This is a genomic window from Pseudomonas sp. FH1 (assembly GCF_000510895.2).
In the GTDB taxonomy this organism is placed as follows: Bacteria; Pseudomonadota; Gammaproteobacteria; order Pseudomonadales; family Pseudomonadaceae; genus Aquipseudomonas; species Aquipseudomonas azotoformans_A.
In genome coordinates this window covers 13968-34614 of sequence record NZ_AOHM01000002.1, presented here as the reverse complement: position 1 = coordinate 34614, position 20647 = coordinate 13968, and the positions used below count along the sequence as shown (strand labels likewise).

The 20647-nt window shown below is 61.7% G+C and carries 22 protein-coding genes; 12 read left to right on the top strand and 10 right to left on the bottom strand.

Annotated elements, in window-relative coordinates:
* Window positions 1-3: 3 nt before the first annotated feature.
* Window positions 4-1221, bottom strand: a complete 1218-nt coding sequence (gene alaC, locus H096_RS00765) for an alanine transaminase (protein ID WP_033896290.1) — start codon at window positions 1219-1221, stop codon at window positions 4-6.
* A 195-nt stretch (window positions 1222-1416) separates the two neighbouring features.
* Between alaC and H096_RS00760 the strand changes: the two genes are divergently transcribed.
* Window positions 1417-1899, top strand: coding sequence for a GyrI-like domain-containing protein (locus H096_RS00760; RefSeq protein WP_033896289.1), 483 nt, complete (start codon window positions 1417-1419; stop codon window positions 1897-1899).
* 60 nt (window positions 1900-1959) lie between these two features.
* Here H096_RS00760 and H096_RS00755 read toward each other — a convergent pair whose 3' ends face one another.
* Window positions 1960-2460, bottom strand: a complete 501-nt coding sequence (locus H096_RS00755) for a GNAT family N-acetyltransferase (protein WP_033896288.1) — start codon at window positions 2458-2460, stop codon at window positions 1960-1962.
* A gap of 148 nt (window positions 2461-2608) precedes the next feature.
* Between H096_RS00755 and H096_RS00750 the strand changes: the two genes are divergently transcribed.
* From H096_RS00750 to H096_RS00735, 4 genes are read left to right on the top strand one after another with little or no spacing between them, the layout of a single operon-like run.
* On the top strand, window positions 2609-3028 hold the full coding sequence (locus tag H096_RS00750) for a nuclear transport factor 2 family protein (RefSeq protein WP_033896287.1): 420 nt from the start codon (window positions 2609-2611) through the stop codon (window positions 3026-3028).
* 42 nt (window positions 3029-3070) lie between these two features.
* The gene (locus H096_RS00745) at window positions 3071-3415 is read left to right on the top strand and encodes a YciI family protein (RefSeq protein WP_033896286.1); all 345 of its coding nucleotides are present in this window, start codon (window positions 3071-3073) and stop codon (window positions 3413-3415) included.
* Between the two features lie 34 nt (window positions 3416-3449).
* Window positions 3450-3929 (top strand): SRPBCC family protein, encoded by a 480-nt coding sequence (locus H096_RS00740; protein ID WP_033896285.1) that lies wholly within the window; start codon window positions 3450-3452, stop codon window positions 3927-3929.
* Window positions 3926-5134 carry an RNA polymerase sigma factor gene (locus H096_RS00735; protein ID WP_033896284.1) on the top strand — a complete coding sequence of 403 codons (1209 nt, stop codon included), beginning with the start codon at window positions 3926-3928 and terminating at the stop codon, window positions 5132-5134. The genes H096_RS00740 and H096_RS00735 overlap by 4 nt, the downstream gene beginning before the upstream one ends.
* Before the next feature lies 1 nt (window position 5135).
* Here H096_RS00735 and H096_RS00730 read toward each other — a convergent pair whose 3' ends face one another.
* Window positions 5136-5861, bottom strand: a complete 726-nt coding sequence (locus H096_RS00730; RefSeq protein ID WP_033896283.1) for an SDR family oxidoreductase — start codon at window positions 5859-5861, stop codon at window positions 5136-5138.
* Between the two features lie 111 nt (window positions 5862-5972).
* Between H096_RS00730 and H096_RS00725 the strand changes: the two genes are divergently transcribed.
* On the top strand, window positions 5973-6815 hold the full coding sequence (locus H096_RS00725; RefSeq protein WP_033896282.1) for a LysR family transcriptional regulator: 843 nt from the start codon (window positions 5973-5975) through the stop codon (window positions 6813-6815).
* 10 nt (window positions 6816-6825) lie between these two features.
* Here the strand turns inward: H096_RS00725 and H096_RS00720 are convergent, their stop codons facing one another.
* On the bottom strand, window positions 6826-7680 hold the full coding sequence (locus H096_RS00720) for a LysR family transcriptional regulator (protein ID WP_033896281.1): 855 nt from the start codon (window positions 7678-7680) through the stop codon (window positions 6826-6828).
* An 88-nt stretch (window positions 7681-7768) separates the two neighbouring features.
* Between H096_RS00720 and H096_RS00715 the strand changes: the two genes are divergently transcribed.
* Window positions 7769-8209, top strand: coding sequence for a multidrug/biocide efflux PACE transporter (locus tag H096_RS00715; RefSeq protein WP_033896280.1), 441 nt, complete (start codon window positions 7769-7771; stop codon window positions 8207-8209).
* Here the strand turns inward: H096_RS00715 and H096_RS00710 are convergent.
* Entirely contained in the window at window positions 8196-9101 is a 906-nt protein-coding gene (locus tag H096_RS00710; RefSeq protein ID WP_033896279.1) for a LysR family transcriptional regulator, read from the bottom strand. The genes H096_RS00715 and H096_RS00710 overlap by 14 nt on opposite strands.
* Before the next feature lie 50 nt (window positions 9102-9151).
* The gene (locus tag H096_RS00705; RefSeq protein ID WP_033896278.1) at window positions 9152-9910 is read right to left on the bottom strand and encodes an SDR family oxidoreductase; all 759 of its coding nucleotides are present in this window, start codon (window positions 9908-9910) and stop codon (window positions 9152-9154) included.
* A gap of 106 nt (window positions 9911-10016) precedes the next feature.
* Here H096_RS00705 and H096_RS00700 point away from each other — a divergent pair, with 106 nt between their 5' ends.
* Window positions 10017-10913: a LysR family transcriptional regulator gene (locus tag H096_RS00700; RefSeq protein WP_033896277.1), complete on the top strand. Its 897-nt coding sequence runs from the start codon at window positions 10017-10019 to the stop codon at window positions 10911-10913.
* On the opposite strand, the gene H096_RS00695 is transcribed toward H096_RS00700, so the two are convergent.
* The gene (locus H096_RS00695) at window positions 10910-11827 is read right to left on the bottom strand and encodes a LysR family transcriptional regulator (RefSeq protein ID WP_016978327.1); all 918 of its coding nucleotides are present in this window, start codon (window positions 11825-11827) and stop codon (window positions 10910-10912) included. The genes H096_RS00700 and H096_RS00695 overlap by 4 nt on opposite strands.
* Before the next feature lie 120 nt (window positions 11828-11947).
* Between H096_RS00695 and H096_RS00690 the strand changes: the two genes are divergently transcribed.
* The 3 genes from H096_RS00690 to H096_RS00680 are packed head-to-tail and all read left to right on the top strand — an operon-like array spanning window position 11948 to window position 14613.
* Window positions 11948-12706 carry a 5-oxoprolinase subunit PxpA gene (locus H096_RS00690; RefSeq protein ID WP_033896276.1) on the top strand — a complete coding sequence of 253 codons (759 nt, stop codon included), beginning with the start codon at window positions 11948-11950 and terminating at the stop codon, window positions 12704-12706.
* A gap of 57 nt (window positions 12707-12763) precedes the next feature.
* Window positions 12764-13642 (top strand): allophanate hydrolase subunit 1, encoded by an 879-nt coding sequence (locus tag H096_RS00685; RefSeq protein WP_033896275.1) that lies wholly within the window; start codon window positions 12764-12766, stop codon window positions 13640-13642.
* Window positions 13639-14613: a biotin-dependent carboxyltransferase family protein gene (locus H096_RS00680; protein ID WP_033896274.1), complete on the top strand. Its 975-nt coding sequence runs from the start codon at window positions 13639-13641 to the stop codon at window positions 14611-14613. The genes H096_RS00685 and H096_RS00680 overlap by 4 nt, the downstream gene beginning before the upstream one ends.
* 49 nt (window positions 14614-14662) lie before the next feature.
* Here H096_RS00680 and H096_RS00675 read toward each other — a convergent pair whose 3' ends face one another.
* Together H096_RS00675 and H096_RS00670 are read right to left on the bottom strand one after the other, a co-directional pair.
* Window positions 14663-16279: an inorganic phosphate transporter gene (locus tag H096_RS00675; RefSeq protein WP_033896273.1), complete on the bottom strand. Its 1617-nt coding sequence runs from the start codon at window positions 16277-16279 to the stop codon at window positions 14663-14665.
* A gap of 101 nt (window positions 16280-16380) precedes the next feature.
* On the bottom strand, window positions 16381-17403 hold the full coding sequence (locus tag H096_RS00670) for a transporter (RefSeq protein WP_016978332.1): 1023 nt from the start codon (window positions 17401-17403) through the stop codon (window positions 16381-16383).
* Between the two features lie 263 nt (window positions 17404-17666).
* On the opposite strand from H096_RS00670, the gene H096_RS00665 reads away from it, so the two are divergent.
* On the top strand, window positions 17667-19295 hold the full coding sequence (locus H096_RS00665; protein WP_033896272.1) for a methyl-accepting chemotaxis protein: 1629 nt from the start codon (window positions 17667-17669) through the stop codon (window positions 19293-19295).
* Here H096_RS00665 and H096_RS00660 read toward each other — a convergent pair whose 3' ends face one another.
* The gene (locus tag H096_RS00660; protein ID WP_033896271.1) at window positions 19296-20468 is read right to left on the bottom strand and encodes a GAF domain-containing sensor histidine kinase; all 1173 of its coding nucleotides are present in this window, start codon (window positions 20466-20468) and stop codon (window positions 19296-19298) included.
* Between the last annotated feature and the right edge of the window lie 179 nt (window positions 20469-20647).

Genomic DNA, 20647 nt, shown 5'->3' with positions numbered 1-20647 from the left:
TCGTTATTCGCTGGTCTTCTTCACCAGCCCATCCGCCCTGAACATCCCGCGAATCCCCCGCACCGCCTGGCGGATCCGGTCCTGGTTCTCAATCAGCGCAAAGCGCACGTGATCATCGCCATACTCGCCAAAGCCAATCCCCGGCGACACACACACCTTGGCCTCCAGCAGCAGCTTCTTGGCAAATTCCAGCGAACCCATGGCGGCATATTGCTCGGGAATCTTCGCCCACACGTACATCGACGCCTTCGGATTTTCCACCATCCAGCCCAGCTCATGCAGGCCCTTGACCAGCACATTGCGGCGTTGGCGGTACTGCTCGGCGATGTCCTTCACGCACTGCTGATCGCCTTCCAATGCTGCAATGGCGGCGACTTGCAGCGGGGTGAAGGTGCCGTAGTCGTGGTAACTCTTGATGCGCGCCAGGGCGTTGACCAGTTCCGGGTTGCCCACCATGAAACCGATGCGCCAGCCCGCCATGTTGTAGCTCTTGGACAGGGTGAAAAACTCCACCGCAATGTCCTTGGCACCGGGCACTTGCATGATCGACGGGGCTTTCCAGCCGTCGTAGACGATGTCGGCGTAGGCCAGGTCGTGGATCACCAGCACGTCGTATTGCTTGGCCAGGGCGATCACACGTTCGAAGAAGTCCAGTTCCACGCACTGCGCGGTGGGGTTGGACGGAAAGCCGAGGATCATCATCTTCGGCTTGGGGATCGAGCCGCGAATCGCCCGTTCCAGCTCCGCGAAGAAGTCCACGCCCGGCACCAGCGGCACCGAACGCACCTGGGCGCCGGCGATCACCGCACCGTAGATGTGGATCGGGTAGCTCGGGTTGGGCACCAGTACGGTATCGCCCTGGTCAAGGGTAGCCAGCATCAAGTGCGCCAGGCCTTCCTTGGAACCGATGGTCACGATGGCTTCCGACTCGGGGTCGATGTCCACTGCATAGCGATCCTTGTACCAGCGCGAAATCGCCCGGCGCAGGCGCGGAATGCCTTTGGACGTGGAATAACCGTGGGTGTCTTCACGCTGGGCCACTTGCACGAGTTTTTCGACAATGTGCGGCGGCGTGGCGCCGTCAGGGTTGCCCATGCTCAAGTCGATGATGTCTTCGCCGCGCCGACGCGCAGCCATCTTCAGCTCAGCCGTGATGTTGAAAACGTAAGGGGGGAGTCGATCTATGCGCGCAAAGCGGCGCGGCGAACCTTGGTCTGCCATTGTTGCCTCGAAGTACGTAAGCGCCCGGAACCGTCCGAGCGACGTCGGCCACTGCGGTGGCCTGCGGGGCAGACAATACGGTCGATGATGGCCGGTTGTCCAGATGCGCAGGAAAATTTTCTGCATGGAGCCCAATGCGGATATGCCCCTATACTCAATGCGGGTTTGTTCCCTCATAAGAAGGAGACTGTTCGTATGGATCAGCAGACAAAACAACCGTTAGAGCCACGCATGGAAGCGGGTAAAGCCCTGGTGATCGCCGGGGTGCAAGGGCGTTATTCGAAGGCCACCGTGGGGGATATCCCCAAACTGTGGGAGTTGTTCGACACCTGCATCAAGGACATCAAGAAGCGTGTGGGCGGTGTGACCTATGGCGTTTGCCACAACCCCAAGCACGGCGAGTTCGACTACATGGCCGGTGTCGAAGTCCCGACCAAAGCCGATGTGCCAGGCAACTTCGAAGTCATCGAAATCCCCCCGCTCAACTACGCCGTGTTCCCCCATTACGGGCCGGTGCAGGCGCTTGAGCAAACCTATGAGCGGATCATGTTCGAATGGCTGCCGCACTCGGGCTACAAGGTGATGGGCGCGGATTTCGAGCGCTACAGCGCGGATTTTGATGCGCGCAAGGGCACCGGGACGGTGGAGATCTGGTTGCCGGTGGGCGAAAGAGGCTGAAGCCGTAGGCGATGTCACGTAAACAGGACATTGACGTCTGAAGGTCATGTTTACGTGACATCAAGGGGCCGGGTTAAACACCCACCTCAACCTGCGCTCATACCCAATCCGCCCCTTATACGCCTCTCCGCCATCCACCCACCCAGCCCCCAGATACAGCCCCATCGCTGCCCCATTATCCGCGTCCACCGACAACTCCAGCCCCTGAATCTGCGGCCACGCCTGCAACGCCGCTGCGGGCAGCGCCTGCAGGCAGGCTTTGCCGAAGCCACGCCCTTGCTGATGCCGATCCACCTGCAACGCATGCAAGGTCGCGCTGTGCTCATCCGCCCAGTGGGGCAGGCAAGGCGGGCGTTTGAGCAGCAGGAAGGCCACGGGCGTTTCGTCGGCGAGCAGGGCGAAGCCTTTGATGGCGTCAGGATGGGGATTGACCAGCAGGCTGTTCAGCGCACAGTAGATATCGCCGGAATACGCCAGTTGCTCGGGGTGCACTTGCAGGGTGTCGAGTTGCTGTTTCTGCGCAAGGCTCAGCGTTTCATACAGGGCGAGGCGGGTTTCCATCGGGTGCGTATCCGAAATCCTACAAAGAGGCGTGGATTCTAGCGGGTTTGCTGGGGGCGAAATTATTTTTAAGGAGTTGTCGATTGGCCGGTGGGCCATTCGACTAAGGGTGTCTTCCGTGATGTTTTCTACCCCGAGGAGTATCGCCATGAGCACGGCCATCAACACCCTGATCGACCAATGGAAACAAGCGGTCACCGCCAAGGATGTCGAGAAGATTGTCAGCTTTTACGCCGACAATATCGTCGCGTTCGACGCCGTTGGCGCCCTGCAATTCAAAGGCAAGGCGGCGTACCAGGCGCATTGGCAGGCCTGCATGGAATTCTGCCCTGGCCCCGGCGTTTTCGACTTTCATGAGCTGCATATCGTTGCCGGAGCAGACAGCGCTTTCGCCCACTGGTTGGCCCACTGCGGCGGCACCGGCCCGGACGGCGTGCTCAAGACCTGCTGGATGCGGGTCAGCGCCGGCTACCAGCGCATCGATGGTCAATGGAAAGTGGTGCATGAACACTGGTCCGCGCCGTTCGACATGGAAACCGGCGCTGGTCTGTTCGACCTGAAACCTTGACCCGCGCGATCTATAGTCAGTCGTCCGAAAACGGAGAAACCCATGAAATACCTCTGCCTGATCTACAGCAACGAACAGGTGCTGCACACCTCGCCGGACAGCCCGGCAGACCCGGAGTGCTTCGCCTACGCACAGTCGGTTCAGGCCAGCGGCCGCATGCTGGCCGCCGAGCCGCTGGAGTCGGTGACCACCGCCACCACTGTGCGCATGCGCAATGGCAAGTTGTCGGTCACCGACGGGCCGTTCGCCGAGACCAAGGAGCAGCTCGCTGGGTTCTACCTGATCGAGGCCCGTGATTTGAATGAGGCGATCCAGGTGGCCGGTGGCATTCCGGCCGCCCGGGTCGGCAGTGTGGAAGTGCGCCCTGTGCGTGAATTGAATCTCTGAATACAACAACCCTAAGACTCAAGAGGTTTACCCCATGTCTACGCAACCTGCCGAGTTTGAATTGTCCATCAGCCGCGTGATCGATGCACCGCGCAGCCGTGTGTTCCGTGCCTGGACCGAACCCGCCTTGCTCCAGCAATGGTGGGGGCCCCATGGCATGACCACCCCCGAGTGCGAAATGAACCTGTGGGTTGGTGGCCTGTTTCGCACCTTGATGCGCGCACCGGACGGCGCCGAATACCCGACCCAGGGTGTGTTTCTGGAAATCGTCGCGCCACGGCGGTTGGTGTTTACCGATGCCTTCACGCCGGGCTGGATTCCGTCTGGCAAGCCGTTCATGACCGCCGAAGTGACGTTGCAGGAAATCGAGGGCAACAAGACGCTTTACACCGCCCGCGCCATGCACTGGAGTGCCGAAGACAAGCAGGCCCACGAAGCCATGGGCTTTCATGACGGCTGGGGCCAGAGCCTGGATCGACTGGTCACCCTGGTGACCGAGGGCATGCGCGATTGACCCTGTCGGTCGAGGCCATTTACCGCGGCGAATCACGCCGGGTCCTCGCGACGCTTATTCGCTTGCTGGGCGATTTCGACCTGGCCGAAGAAGCCCTGCACGAAGCGTTTTTCGTGGCGGTGCAGCGTTGGCCGCTAGACGGAGTGCCGGACAATCCCCGCGCCTGGCTGGTGTCGACCGGGCGCTTCAAGGCCATCGACCGTCTGCGCCGCCAGGCGCGTTTCACCCCGTTGTTGCAGGCGCAGGCCGATACACTGGAAGCCGCTGACTGGAGCGATGAAGACGTGGAAGATGACCGCCTGCGCCTGATCTTCACCTGCTGCCATCCCGCGTTGGCGGCCGATGCCCAGGCGGCGTTGACCTTGCGCGAGATCTGCGACCTTACCACCGAAGAAATTGCCCGGGCGTACCTGGCCACGCCGGCCACCATTGCCCAGCGCATCGTGCGGGCCAAGGGCAAGATCCGCGAGGCGAAGATCCCTTACCAGGTGCCATCCCGCGACGAATTGCCCGAGCGCCTCGAGAGCGTGTTGCGGGTGATTTACCTGGTGTTCAACGAGGGCTATTCGGCGTCCATGGGGGCGGACCTGACCCGCGAAGATCTGACCCGTGAGGCCATTCGGCTAGGCCGATTGTTGATGGAATTGCTGCCCGAACCGGAAGTCATGGGCCTGCTGGCGTTGATGCTGCTGCACGAATCCCGTCGCCCGGCACGCACCTCGGCCAGTGGAGAGTTGGTGCTGCTGGATGAACAGGACCGCTCGCTGTGGGATATGTCCATGATCGGTGAAGGCTGTGCACTGGTGGAGCACGCATTGAGCGCACGGCGCTTTGGTCCGTATTGCCTGCAAGCCGCAATTGCGGCGGTGCACGCCGAAGCGCCCAGTGCGGGTGAAACCGACTGGCCGCAGATCGTCGGGCTCTATGATGTGTTACTCAGGATGATGCCGTCAGCCGTGATCGAACTGAACCGCGCCGTGGCACTCGCCATGCGCGATGGGCCCTTGGCGGGATTGCAGCAGATAGAAGGGATTCTGGCGCGTGGCGAGTTGCTGGATTACCACCTGGCGCACTCGGCGTGCGGGGAGTTTTACCGGCAATTGGGCCGTGTCGAAGAGGCACGAGTCGCCTACGAACGGGCGCTGGCCTTGACCCAGCAAGCACCCGAACGCAGGTTTATCGACAAGCGTTTGGCCGAACTCTGAATCAAGGCTGCTGGCGGGTGGCGGCCAATACGATTTCGCGAATGCACACATGCTGCGGCTGCTGGTAGGCATAGGCGATCGCCGAGGCCACGTCATCGGCGCTGAGCACGGTGCCGCCCATGCCCTGTTTCCACGCCTGATAGCCGGTCTTGATCGCTTCATCGGTGGTATGGCTGAGCAATTCGGTTTCCACCGCACCTGGGGCAATGGTGATGACGCGTACGTTGCTGGGCGACAATTCTTCGCGCAGGTTTTCCGAAATCCCATGCACGGCAAATTTGGTGCCGACGTATGCCACGTGATTCGGGAAGGTCTTGCGGCCCGCCACCGAGCTGACGTTGATGATGGTGCCGCCTTGGCGTGCAACCATGCTGCCGGCCACGGCGTGGATGCCGTTGAGCAGGCCTTTTACGTTCACATCCAGCATCTGTTCCCACTGCGTCGGGTCTTGCTCGCTGACCGCGCCCAGCAGCATGACGCCGGCATTGTTGATCAGCGCATCGGCCGGGCCGAACTGGGCTTCGGCTTCTTGCACGGCGGCGACCAGGGCGGCGCGGTCGGTGATGTCGACGCCACGGTTCAAGGTGTTCGGCAGGCCCAGGTCGTTAAGGCGATCAATGCGACGCGCCAGCAGCAACAACGGGTGGCCGGCGGCCGACAACAGGCGGGCGGTGGCTTCGCCGATACCGGAGCTGGCGCCGGTGATGATGATCAATGGCTTGCTCATGCATGAACTCCTGAGATAATAAAAATCGATAACGGGATCGTGGGCGCAGTATATTTACCGTCGCCAAGGCTGAAAAATGCCTTATTTCTCTGTCAGTCATCGGATTAAGCTATGGATGTTCGTCACCTCAAGGCATTTCTTGCAGTCTTTGAAGAGCGCAATATCACTGCGGCAGCCCAGCGGTTGTTTATCAGCCAGCCGACGTTGTCGGTGACGATCAAGCAGTTGGAAGACGAGCTGGGCGTGGCGTTGTTTGTGCGTCAGCCACGGGGTGTGGAAGTGAGTGCCGAGGCGCGTGTGCTGTACCCTCAGGCGCGACGCATGGTGGCCGAAGCCGAGGCGTTGAGCCGCTTGTTTCGCGGACGCGAAAATCGCATCGCTCTGGAACTGGGTGTGGAAGGCGATATTGCCGACAGCCAGATCGAAACCTTCTTGCGCATGGCGCACCAAGGCCTGCCGGGCTTGTTGCTGACTTTGCAGGAAGGCTGCGAAGGCGAAGGACGCCTGGCCGTGGAGGAAATGTGCTGTGAGGACGAATTGTTCCTGCCACTTTGGGAAGAGTCCTACGTGATGGTGTTGCCTGCCGCGCACCCCATGGCGCAATCGGGCAAGGAACAGGCCTGGACGCCGATTGAAGACTGGATCACCTGCCCACAACACGATTCCCACCAACGCTTGATGGCCTTGTACGGTCGCTCGCCACAAGCGGTGGCCGGGCACGCCGGTTCGCTGACCCAGGCGTTGCATATGGTGGCGGCTGGTGTGGGCGTGGCGATGTTGCCGCTGTCGCTGGCGGTTGAGCGGGCCGGTGTGGTGATTCGTGAATGGCATTTGCCGGCACCCACGCGTCGGGTCGGACTGTGTTTCGCCGCGCAAGCCCTGGAGCTGCCTGCGTTGCGTGCCTTGCACGAATACTTCCAGAACAACCGCCCGCCGCAATTGTCGGCCGCATAACCCTTGCGGATTATTCGAGCATCTGGCTCATCATCCAGCTGCCAGCCGGCCCCGGTGGGTGCTGCCGCGACCACAGCGCATCCACCGCCACCGAGCGGGGCCAACCCCGGACGTTGAGTTCAACCAGCCCGGCATTGCCAAAGCGCTCCACCAACCAACGCGGTAGCTCTGCCCAGCCAAAGCCGAGTTGCGCCATCTCCATCAGCATCAGAAAACTCGGCGCCGACCACACACGGCCCGAGGGGCGCGTTTCGTTGGGGCTGATGATGCTCGCCAGGCGCAGTTCACGGTGTTGCTGCAAGGCTTGCGGGTCGATGTTTTCGACGCGGGTCAATGGGTGGTCGGGTGCGACGAACAGCGCGATTTCCGTGCGTTCGGCGACGGGCGAGCGGGTCAGGTCGGGCGGGTAAACCGCCTGGGCTTCGATCAAGGCAATCTGTGCGCGGCCGCTCTGCACCAGGGCGATCAGGTCTTCGCACTCGGCGATCAGCCATTCCAGCTCAAGGTCCGGGTAGCGTTGTTCGAACGCCTTGAGCGCAAGCTCAAAACGTTCCGACTGGTAGGTGTCTGACATGGCGATCGTCACCTTCGGCTCCAACCCCTGGGCCAACTGGCTCGCCGCCAACTCCAGACGACTGTTGGCCTCCAGCACCTGCTCGGCGCGTTGCAGCAGCACGTGCCCGGCGGGGGTCAGTGTCGGCTTGCGGCTGCTGCGGTCGAACAGCACCACATCCAGGTCAATCTCCAGGCTCGCCACTGCCGCACTGACAGTGGACTGGCTCTTGCCCAGCTTGCGCGCTGCGGCAGAAAAGGAGCCTTGGGTCGCGGCCTGGACAAACGCTTGCAGCACTTCGTGGGAGGCCATGACTATCGCCTTGATCGATGGTTATTAGTTATGAAGTATCGATTCAAAGGGTAATCATGGCAACCATCGTCACTCACGGAGAAGGGTCATGCACCCCACCAAGTCGATTACTGAACGTGTTTGCCAAGCCCTGGGGTTTGAAGGCCTGGCGTTGTTGATCTGTACACCGCTGCTGGTCTGGATCACCGGGCGGCCGGCCCTGGAAATGGGCGCGGTGACCCTGGGCTTGAGCCTGTTGGCGCTGACCTGGAATATCATTTTCAACAGCCTGTTCGACCGCCTCAAGGTGCGCCTGCAACTCTCGGGTGGCGGTTGGACGCGGGTGTTGCATGCGCTGATGTTCGAAGGCGGACTGATCATCGTCGCGGTGCCGTTGATTGCGGCGTGGCTCAACATCAGCCTGATGCAGGCGTTTATGCTCGATATCGGCGTGCTGCTGTTCTTCCTGCCGTACACCTACGTGTATCACTGGGGGTATGACGTGATCCGGGAAAAAATCGTACAGCAGCGCCTGCCTAGCCAAGCTTGAGCCCGGCGACAAAATCCAGGAACGCCCGCACCTTGGCGGCGGGCAAATGCCGCGACGGGTAGTACGCGTACAACGGAAAACGCTCGTCCGGCCAATCCGCAAACAACTCCACCAACTCGCCGGCCTTCAGCGCCGGCGCCAGCCCGAGGTCGAGCATCTGCGCCACCGCGTGCCCGTGTTCGCACACGCTGTACAAGGTGCTGGCATCGTTGACCACCAGGCGACCATTGGTGCGCACGATCAGTTTTTCGCCGGGACGGTGGAATTCCCAGGCAAACGGACGACCGGTTTGCGAGTCGCGAAAGTCCAGGCACATGTGCCCGGTTTCCAAGTCTTGCGGGACAGTGGGGCGACCGTACTGCTCAAGGTAGGCCGGGGAGGCCAGGGTCAGCACGCGCACTTCCATGAGCTTGCGGGCGATCAACGAGGAGGATTGCGGGATGCCGAAGCGAATCGCCAGGTCGAACCCGTCGGCCACCAGGTCACCGAGTTGGTCGCGGGTGTGCAGGTCCAGTTGCAGGTGCGGATAAAGGCGCATGAAGTCGCCGAGTACCGGGCCTAACACCAGCCGCGAGAAGTACGGGTCGATGTTCACCCGCAGGCGCCCGCGCACGGTCAATGCACTGTCGGCAGCGGCGTTGGCGGCGTCTTCGAGGCCGGCCAGCAGTGGGGCGATTTCCTGGTAGAAACGTCGCCCCTCGTCGGTCAATTGCACTGAACGGGTGGTGCGATCGAACAGGCGGATGCCCAGGCGTTTTTCCAGGCGGGAAATCGCCCGGCTGACCCCCGACGGGGTCATGTCCAGGCTATCGGCGGCGCGGGCGAAACTGCCGCTGTCGACCACGGCCGCCAATACGCCCATGCCGCCGGCCAAACCTGGATCAAAACTCATCGGTGATTGCCTGTCAGTGATCTGAAGGCATGGATGCTAGCGCAGAATGTTCAGAGAAACATGCCGCCCGAGGCCTCGATGCGCTGGCCGGTGATCCAGTTGCTGCCATCGGCCAGCAGCGTGGAAATCGCCCCGCCGATGTCGTCCGGCAAACCGGCGCGCCCCAGGGCCGTGTTGTTGGCCACCATTGCATTCACATCCGGGTTGTCGCGCACCGCGCCGCCGCTGAAATCGGTGGCAATCGCGCCGGGAGCCAGGGTGTTCACGGTGATCCCGCGCGGGCCCAGTTCCTTGGCTTGGTAGCGCGACAGCACTTCCACGGCGCCTTTCATCGAGGCATAGGCCGCATACCCCGGCAGACTGAACCGTGCCAGGCCGCTGGAGATATTGATGATGCGCCCGCCATCGCGGATCAGCGGCAGCAGTTTTTGCGTGAGGAAAAACGGTGCCTTGAAGTGGATCGCCACCAGTTGGTCGAACTGGGCTTCGGTGGTCTCGGCAAAACTGGCGTGGGCGCCGATGCCGGCGTTGTTGATCAGAAAGTTGAAGTGATCCTGTGCGAATACATTCTTGAGCAAGCGGCCGACTTCACCGACAAAACCATCGAAGCTGCCACTCTGGCTCACATCCAGTTGCAGCATGGCGGCGCGGCCACCCAGGGCCTGAACCTGCTCGACCACCGCTTGGGCTTCAGCTGCCGCACTGTGGTAGGTGCCGATGATGTCAACGCCCTGTGCCGCCAGGTGCAACGCGGCGCTTTTGCCCAGGCCACGGCTGGCGCCGGTGATGAGTGCGATTTTACGGGTCATGGTGCGGTCCTCTCAGGTGATCAGTGGCAGCGAGTGTATTTATTCGCCCATAACGTGATAAACAGCGCTATACCGGAATCACTGGCCGGATAAGGCGAACAATCCCATGAACAAGCTTGAGCTGCTGCGCACCTTTGTGCGCGTCACCGAACTGTCGAGTTTCACCCAGGCCGGCGAGAGCCTGGGCCTGCCGCGTTCTACCGTGTCGGAGCACGTGCAGGCGCTGGAGGAATTGCTCGGCGCGCGTTTGCTGCAACGCACCACGCGCAAGGTGCAGGCGACCCAGGATGGCCGTGTGCTGTATGAGCGCAGCAAGGATTTGCTGGCGCACATGGAAGAGTTGGAGGGGTTGTTTCGCCAGGATGAGGCGCAACTGACCGGCCGGATTCGCGTGGACATGCCCAACGTGATGGCGCGCGGCATGATCCTGCCGCACTTGCCGCTGTTCATGGAGCGCCATCCGCTGATCCAGATGGAAATCAGCAGCTCGGACCGCCAGGTGGACCTGATCGCCGAAGGCTTCGACTGCGTGTTGCGGGTGGGCGCCCAGCCCGATCAAACCGTGGTGGCACGCCGGGTGTGCAGCATGTCGATGGTCAACTGCGCGAGCCCGGCCTACCTGCAACGCTATGGCGTGCCGCAGACGCTGGCGGACTTGGCGGATCATCAATTGGTGCATTACGTACGGCCGTTGGGCGCGCGTTCGTCCGGCTTCGAATATCAGGCGGGCGGCAAAGTGCAGCGGGTGCCGATGGCCGGGCGTGTCACCGTCAACAGCACCGATGCCTACCAGGCGGCGTGCCTGGGCGGCTTTGGCATTACCCAGGTGCCGCTGCTGGGGATTCGCACCTTGTTGGCCAATGGCGAACTGGTGGCGGTGCTGCCGGATTACCCGGCGCCGCCGCTGGACGTGTCATTGCTCTACGCCGGCCAGCGGCATTTGCCGTTGCGGGTGCGAGTGTTCATGGACTGGTTAGCGGCGACCTTGCAAGCCCACCTCTAGCGCCGTGCCGACAACTGCTGCGGCGCCAGGAACGCGTCGTGGAAATAATCGCGCACCGCCTGCATTGCCGGGGTAAACGCGCGCTCGCGGTGCCAGGCCAGGCCCACGCTCATCGGCGTCACTGGATCGGTGACGGTGAGCGTTTCGATGCGTTTGCCTTCCAGGGACCAGGGCCGGTGCACCAGGTCCGACAGGATCGCCACTCCGCTGCCGTTGGCGACCATGCTGCGCACTGCCTCCACCGAACTGGTGCGCAGGCGCACCTTGGGCGTCTGCCCGGCCTGTTCCCAATAGCGCATGGCGCTGTGTTCAGCCTCGTCAACCGTGAGCAGGATATACGGCTCCTGGGCCACATCCGCCAGGCTCACGGCGCCACGTTCGCACAAGGGATGATGGCTGGGCAGCCACAGGCGGCGCTCTGAGTTGAACAGGATTTCCGAGACGATATCCGGGTGGGTCAGGTTGGCAGTGAGTACCACCGCCATGTCGAACTGGCCGTCGAGCAGACCCTGTTCGATGGCCTGGCGTTCCTGTTCGAAGACTTCGATGGTCACGTCCGGGTGCCAGTGTTCCAGGCGTTGCAAGTGGTGCGGCAGGAAGTAACCGAGCACCGTGTAACTGGCCGCCAAGCGCAGCACGCCACGGGCGCGGTAGTCGGGCAACGGGCTGTTCAGCGCGTCATCGACACTGCGCAGGATCACGTAGGCACGGTTGAGAAAGTGCCGCCCGGCGTCGGTCAGGTTCATGCCCTGGGCCGATCGCACGAACAGCTGCACGCCGAGCATAGCCTCCAGCTCCTTGATCGCCGTGGTCACCGCCGATTGCGAGATGTTCAGGTGGATGGCCGCCTGGGAAATCTGGCCGATTTCGGCGGTGGCGACGAAATAACGAATTTGGCGCAAGGTGAGGGACATCGGCCTCTCCAAAACATAGGGCTATCTGATTTTCAGAAGATGGGCCATCTGATAATAGATCTTCCCAAGGGGTCAAGCCGCAGCCTACTTTTCGTCCATCACTTAGGCGGAGCGACTTTGATGCAGGCAGTGGATTTCAACTCAGACATGGGCGAAGGCTTTGGCCCCTGGACCATCGGGGATGGCGTCGACGCGGAGCTGATGGCCTACATCAGCTCGGCCAATATCGCCACCGGCTTCCATGCCGGCGACCCCGGCACCATGCGCCGCACTGTCGAGCGCGCCAAGCAACTGGGCGTGGCCATCGGCGCGCATCCGGGCTTTCGGGACCTGGTCGGTTTTGGCCGTCGCCACATCAACGCACCGGCCCAGGAACTGGTGGACGATATGCTCTATCAGCTCGGCGCCCTGCGGGAAATCGCCCGCGCCCAAGGCGTGACCCTGCAACACATCAAGCCCCATGGCGCGCTGTACATGCACCTGGCCCGTGATGAAGAAGCGGCGCGGCTGCTGGTGCAGAACCTGCAAATCATCGAACCGACGCTGTTGTTGTACTGCATGCCCAACTCGGTGATCTGGCGCGTGGCCAAGGAGTTGGGGCAGCCGGTGGTGCGGGAGTTTTATGCCGACCGTGAGTACGATCTGACCGGCTCCATCGTGTTTACCCGCACTGTGCGAGCGCTGGATCCTGCGACGGTGGCAGCGCGTGTCCTGCGGGCTTGTCAGACCGGGCTGGTGCGAACCGTGGAAGGCGAAGACCTGTTTATAGAATTTGATTCCATCTGCCTGCACAGCGACACCCCCGGTGCCCTTGAGCTGGTAGAGGCGACCCGCGAAGCGCTGGACCGAGCGGGCATCACCGTCAAAACACCCCAATAAAAACGATCCCTCAATTTTTTCGCCTGCCTTTCTACAATGATTCCAAGAGGAACAGACATGGCTGAAACATCCCCCATCCGCTACAGCTTCGGCGGTGATGAACACCTGTTTGCCGAGGTCAGCGACAGCATGTCCCTGGAGGCCTTTTTCAAAGGCATGGCCGTGACCCGCGCCGTGGAGCGCCTGGCGTTGGAAGGCGTGCTGGATGTGTGCCTGGCCAATGCGTCGTTCCAGATCCGCTTCGACCCCGACCGCATCGCACCCCACGTTCTGCTTGATGCGGTGCAGACCGCCGAAGCCCAGGCCGTGGCTGAGCGCACCTTGCACACACGCATCATCGAAATCCCGGTGCTGTACAACGACCCGTGGACCTTTGAGACCCTGATGCGTTTTCGCGACCGCCATCAAGACCCCAGCGGTACGGACCTGGAGTACGCTGCGCGCATCAACGGGCTGGCCGATGTGGAGGCGTTCATTGCCGCTCACAGTGGGGCGCCGTGGTTTGTGTCGATGGTCGGGTTCGTGGCGGGCCTGCCGTTCATGTTCCAGATGGTCGAGCGCGAACGGCAGTTGCAGGTGCCCAAGTACCTGCGGCCACGCACCGACACGCCCAAACTGACTCTTGGCCATGGCGGCTGTTTTGGTTGCATCTACTCGGTACGCGGTGCCGGCGGTTACCAGATGTTCGGCGTGACCCCGGCGCCGATCTACGACCCGGCGCAGCAACTGGCCTACCTCAAGGAACACATGGCGTTCTTCCGTCCTGGCGATATTGTGCAGTTCAAGCCCATTGATCGGGACGCCTATGACCTGGCCGTTGCCGAAGTCGACGCAGGACGTTTCGACCTGCGCATCCGCCCTGTGGAATTTTCCCTCGATGCTTTTCTCGCCGACCCCATCGGTTATCCGAAATCCCTGCAGGAGGCGCTGGCATGATCAAGGTCCTCAAACCCGGCCTCGCCACCTCTGTGCAGGACCTTGGCCGCGAAGGCTATTACCACCTGGGCATCCCGCCGTCGGGTGCATTGGATCAATACGCGTTGAGTGCGGCCAACCACCTGGTCGGCAATCCAGTCGGCGCGGCGGGCCTGGAATGCACATTGATCGGCCCCGATCTGGAGTTCCAGCAAGACGCGCTGGTAGCCCTCAGCGGCGCCTTGATGTCGCCGCGCCTGGACGGTGAAGTGGTGCACCAGGACACCGCGTTCCAGGTGCGCGCCGGGCAGGTGTTGCGCTTTGAATTTCCCAAGGCGGGCGCGAGGACTTATCTTGCGGTGGCCGGTGGCATTGACGTGCCGTTGGTGCTCGGCAGCCGCTCGACTTATACCCTCGGCGCGCTTGGCGGATTTAGCGGGCGGCGCTTGCAGGAAGGCGATGAATTGCCCATCGGTACAGCCAGTGGCACGGGCCGGGCGGGCAACAGTCTGCCGATGGCACTGCGCCGATCAGTGGGCGGCGACGTGACCCTGCGTGTGGTGCCGGGGCTGTATTACGAGCGCCTCACTGATGCCGCCAAGAGCAGCTTCTTTGCCGAACCCTGGACCGTGGGTTCCGAAGCCGACCGCATCGGTTATCGCTTCAAGGGCGGCAGTGCGTTGAGCTTCCAGCCACGGGAGCAGCCGTTTGGCGCGGGGTCGGATCCGTCGAATATCGTCGACAGTTGCTACCCGATTGGTTCGATCCAGGTGCCGGCAGGATTGGAACCTATAGTGTTGCACCGGGATGCAGTGTCGGGCGGAGGCTACGCGATGATAGGCACGGTGATCAGCGCCGACCTGGACCTGATCGGGCAGATGCAGCCGAACCAGCGGGCGGGGTTTGTGGCGGTGACGCTGGAAGAGGCGTTGGAGGCGCGGCGGGTGTACAAGAAGCGGTTGAAGATGATGTCGGGGTTGTTCGCCGGCTAAAAAGTGTGGGAGCTGGCAATCCAGCTCCCACATTTTGCTCGGTGTTGTGTCAGAACAGTTTGGTGAACAGCCAGTACAGGCTGCCCGACAGCAGAATCGCAGCCGGCAACGTCAGCACCCACGCCATCGCCAGATTACGGATCGTGCGCATCTGCAACCCACCGCCATTCGCCACCATCGTCCCCGCGACACCGGACGACAACACGTGGGTGGTCGACACCGGCAACCCATACATGTCCGCCGCGCCGATGGTCAGCATCGCCACCATTTCCGCCGAAGCGCCCTGGGCGTAGGTCAGGTTCGTCTTGCCGATCTTCTCGCCGACGGTGACCACGATGCGCTTCCAGCCCACCATAGTGCCCAGGCCGAGGGCGATGGCCACGGCGATCTTCACCCACAGTGGAATGAAGCGTGTGGAGCTGTCGATCTGTTGCTTGAACAGTTGCAGCTTGCCCTGGGTATCCGCGTCGAAATTGCCGACCTTGCCCTTGTCCATCAGGCGGATGGTTTCGCTGGTCAGGTACATGTCGTTGCGCACGTTGCCTACGGCTTCGGCGGGCACTTTGGCCAGGGAGCCGTAGCCTTTGACTTCATCACCGATTTGCCCGGCGAGGGCGGCGAGGGCGGGGACCAGTTCCGGCGTGGCTTCCTTGGTGCGCACGTAGGTCGAGAGGATCGGGCGCGGGTCGCCGGCCAGTGCTTGCGGCGCACTTTTCACCAGGGCGACCTGGGTCACTTCGGCCACCGCCGCAAACTGCAACGACTGCTCGGCGGGCATGGTGCGGTTCAGCGCGTAGGCCATCGGCAAGGTGCCCACCAGGATCAGCATGATCAGGCCCATGCCTTTCTGCCCGTCGTTGGAACCGTGAGCGAAAGACACGCCGGTGCACGTGGCGATCAGCAGGCCGCGAATCCACCACGGTGGCGGGGTGTCGCCTTTGGGTGCCTTGTACAGCGCGCGATTCTTGACGAACGCGCGCAGGGCCAGCAACAGCATCGCCGCAAAGGCAAAGCCGATCAGCGGCGACAGCAGCAAGGCGTAACCGATCTTGATCGCCTGGCTCCAGTCCACGCCGCTGGTGCCGTCACGCCCGTGCATCAAGGCATTCGCCACGCCGACGCCGATGATCGAGCCGATCAACGTGTGGGACGACGACGCCGGCAAACCCAGCCACCAGGTGCCGAGGTTCCACAGGATCGCGGCGATCAACAGGGCAAAGATCATCGCGAAACCGGCGGAAGAACCCACCTGCAGAATCAACTCCACCGGCAGCAACGCAATGATGCCGAACGCCACCGCACCGCTGGAAAGCAGCACGCCAAGGAAGTTGAAAAAGCCCGACCACACCACCGCAAAATGCGGCGGCAGCGAATTGGTGTAGATCACTGTCGCCACGGCGTTGGCGGTGTCGTGGAAACCGTTGACGAACTCGAAGCCCAGGGCGATCAACAGCGCCACGCCGAGCAGCAAAAAGGGCGTCCAGGTGGTGAGTTGGGCGCCCATTTCGTGCATGTCATGCATCAGGCTGTAGGCGGTGAACAATAGGCCCATGGCGAGCACGGCGAAGAAGATGATCACCGTCACCAGGCCGGGTTTCTTGTCCAGCCTGGGTTTGGGGTCTGCAGGTGAGGCGTGGGTGGAGGCAGTCAGGGAAGGGGTGGCCATGCCGGAGCATCCATGTTGGGAGGATGTCGTTCATGATCATTGCAAGATGTTACAGAGATGCTGCCATATATCAGTGTTTAGGTGATTGAACCGGCCGCTGGTCAGTAATCCTTGCGCTTCCTGAACGCCCAGCGCCCGGCGATCAGGGTAAAGGTTGCGACCAATGCCACCAATATCCAGAAGCCTTCCGGGTCCTGTGAAAGCGGCACGCCGCCCACGTTCATGCCGAAAAAACCGGCGATGATGTTGATCGGCAGCGCCAGTACCGTCACCACCGTGAGGGTGAACAGCGTGCGGTTGCTTTGCTCGTTGAGGTTGGCGGCGATTTCCTCCTGCAACAACTTGATGCGTTCGCCCAGGGCCATCAGGTCATTGATGATCAGCGCAAACTCTTCGGTGGATTTGCGCAATTCCTTTACGTCTTCCTTTTGCAGCCATTGCGGCGGGCGGTTGAGCAGGCGCAGCAGCGAGCCCGGTTCCAGCGCCAGCAGGCGTTGCAGGCGCACCAGCACCCGGCGTGCGGCGCCCAGTTCGGCACGGTTGGTGGACAGACGTGAGGACAGCAACTGGTCTTCGATATGGTCGACGCTGATGCTGGTCTTGCGCACGATCTGGGTCAGTACTTCACCCTGGTCGCGCAGCAAATGCACGAGCAAGGCCAGCGGCGAGCGAAAGCTTTCGCCTGCCTTCACCGATGAGCGCAGCTTGTCCACCGAGTGCAAGGGTTGCAGGCGCGCGCTGATCAACAGGCGGCTGCGGGCGCAGACCCACAGCGTGGAAATATCCGACGAGACCATGCTGCTGAAGTTGAACACCACGTCGTTGACCACCGCCAGCAAGGCCGAGTCGACGTGTTCGATGCGCGTGGAGCGCGAGCCTTCATGCAGGGCTTCGAAGAATTCTTCCGGCAGGTCCAGGTGGGCCTGCATCCAACGCTCGCACGCGGCGTGGGCGAGGTTCAGGTGCAGCCACAAAAACTCCTCCGGGTCGCCCGGTTGGCGCAACGCCTGGAGCGCCGCCGCCGAATCTATCTGCTCACCCTTTTCCCCTGGGCGAAAACGAAAACCGTAGAGCAAGCCAAACAGGTCGGAGTCCTGGTGGCTGTGATCGATGCTGTGGTTCATGAGGGCTCGCAGAAAAAGCGCCTGTAGGAGATTTCACAGGTTCGCATGCGCGAATCATTGCAAGGGGATTTGACAGTTTTGTGACGGTTTTGAATTTATTTCGTTGCGATGACATTTATTTGACCGTCTGTCAGGAACCGTTCAAGAAGGCTCTAATTCGGCCGATTCAGGGCATCAAGAACCGCTGTGGATGGGCGGTGCCTTTTGATGACAAGGACGTTAGGCGTGCATGCACCAATTCCTTGTATCGAGGCTTTTCCCCGATGAATGTTTTGCGAACCTCCTTGAGAGCACAAATCCTGTCGCTGCTCGGTGGCAGCCTGTTGGCGATGCTGTTGATCGCCCTGGCCTGTTTCAACTTTTTGTCCAACGGGGTGCAGAGCTATCGCAGCTTGATCGATGGGCCGCTGCTGACTTCACAGCTGATTGACGAGGCCAACCTGCAATTCAAGGTGCAGGTGCAAGAATGGAAAAACGTCCTGCTGCGCGGCAAACAGCCCCAGGACATGGAGAAATACTGGGGCCAGTTCCAGGACCGCCAGCGCGATGTTCAAGGCATCCTCACCCGGTTGGTCGCCCAGACCAGCAGCGACCCGAGCCTGAGCCGACGCATTGAAACCCTGCGTCAGGAACACCAGCAACTCGGCGTGGCTTACCAGAAGGGCCGCGATGCCTATGTGGCCGCAGGTGGCGATGCAACGGCCGGCGACACCGCGGTAAAAGGTGTGGATCGCGCCGCCAGTGAGCAGATGAGTGCATTGGTCGGCGACCTGCGCGAACAAGGCAGCCAGCAATCCAAGGCCATCAGCGCCTATGCCGAACGCACCGTGCTGGTGGGGCTGGCGATCATGTTGTTGTCCGGTGTGTTGATCGGACTGTTCAGCCTGTGGCTGATCAACCGCAACCTGATCCTGCCGATCCGTGGTTTGATCGACTACGTGACGCAACTGAGTCATGGTCGCTTTGCCGAGCGTGTTGCCAGCCGTCGTCAGGATGAGCTGGGCCACCTGGCCGCTGCCGCGAATACCTTGCGTGACTTCCTGGCCGAAACCTTCAGCCGTTTGCAGCGCAGTGCTACCGACCTGGTCAGCGCCAGCGGCGAGTTGAATGCCATCGCCGGGCAGATGGCGACGGGCACCAACGATCAATTCAACCGTACCGACCAAGTGGCCACGGCCATGACGGAAATGTCGGCCACCGCCCAGGAAGTCGCGCGCCACGCCGCCAGTGCGTCACGCGCGGCGGACGAGGCCGATCACTCAGCCCGCGAAGGCGGTGAAGTGATGAAAGTCACCATTGCCACCATCGGCCAGATGCGCAACGAGATCCTTAACACCGGCACCATCATCCGCCGTCTCGAAAACGACAGCGTGCGCATCGGCAAGGTGCTGGAAGTGATTCGCGGCATTGCCGAACAGACCAACCTGCTGGCGCTCAACGCTGCGATTGAAGCCGCACGCGCGGGTGAAGCCGGCCGGGGTTTTGCGGTGGTGGCCGATGAAGTGCGCAGCCTGGCGCAACGCACGGCGGCGTCGATCATCGAGATCAATGGGATTATCGAAGCGGTGCAGACCGGCGCGGTGGATGCGGCTGAAGCCATCGTGAGTGGCCAGTCGTGCAGTGATGAGAGCGTGGAGAAGGTCACACTGGCCGGCGCCATGCTCGCGCACATCACCCAGGCAGTGGAGGCGATCCGCGACATGAATCGTCAGATCGCCACGGCGGCCGAAGAGCAGACCTCGGTGGCTGAGGACATCTCGCGCAACATCACGCAGATCACCACCGTGGCCACGGCCAACCTCGATAACGTCAAGCGTACCGAAGCGGCAAGTCACAACCTACGTGGGCTGTCAGGTGAGTTGAATGAGGTGACGGCGCGCCTTGGCGCCTGATCAAGCGGTCGGCAAGCTGAACGTGAACACGGTGCCGTGCTGCTCGGTGGTGGACACGCTCAGCTCACCACCGTGGGCATCGGCAATCTGCTTGACGATGTACAACCCCAGGCCGAGCCCGGCTTGGGGCGCATCGGTAACCGGCCGCGCGTAGGGCTGGAATAATCGCGGCAGGGCTTGTGCGCTGATCTGCCCCGGGTTTTTCACCGTCAGCGTGAACTGCGACTGCTCGACCCTTGCCGTGACTTCAACCGGGCCATCGTGACTGCCGTGGTGAATGGCGTTGGCGACCAGGTTGGAGAGCAGTTGCGCCAGTCGCTCCCGGTCACCTTTGAGCCCTTGAAGTTCGCCGATATGCGCAACAATTTCGCGTTGTGGATGAACGCTCTGCACCTCCGACACCACATGTTGCAACGCAGCCTGCAAGCCCTGGCAATCACCCATGCTCAAGGGAATGCCGCTGCCCATGCGCCCGCGTGCGAAATCCAGCACGTCTTCCACCAGTTGCGCCGCTCGCCGACCGCTGGTGAGGATATGCCGCACGATCTTGTCCGAGGCGGGGTCGGGGTGTTTGCGCAGCAGTCGCTCAGCGCCAAAGTTTATGGCGAACAACGGGTTACGCAAGTCGTGCCCGAGCACCGCGATGAATTGTTCACGCAATTCGGCGGTGCCACGTTCTTCCTGCAAATCGGCTTCGGTTTGTTGCTGGCTTTCTTCAGCTTCGATCTGCAGCGACAGCACGCGTGCAAACGACTCCATAGTCGATTGGATGGTGCTGCTGCGCAGTGACGCGGGGTTGGGGTCCAGCGCGCAGATGGTGCCGAAGAAGCGCCCATCGGTGCGGAACACCGGCACGGAAATGTAGCTTTCAAACTGATAGATACGTGGCGTGTGGTGGTCGTGGTAAAGCGGGTCTTCGCTGGCTTTGTCGATTACCACGGACACGTGTGAACCGCGGATTTCGTGGCAGATCGTGGTGGTCAGGTCCAGCTCGCCTCCCACACCCAGGCCGAAACCCAGGCTGTCGAGCACCGCGCAGGCCGTCCAGGTGTCTTCCGTCACGCGAGCAACAGCGGCAAACCGCAGGCCGGTCATGTCACTGATCACCTTGAGCATGGCCGGTACGGCGCTGATACGCCCGATAGTGGCGATGTCGGCGGCTTTTAGCCCCATGTAACGGTCCCTGTTCGGGTGCAATGGCGTTATGCCTTGGCTGTAATTTAAGAGTCTAACGGCCTTGTACTGTGTGGGGGTAATTTCATTCGTCTCCAAGGTGCATTTCCTACAGCTTGCCGACGAGCGCGCACAAAAAAACCGCGCCACCCTGAGGTGGCGCGGTTTTTTGAGTAGGC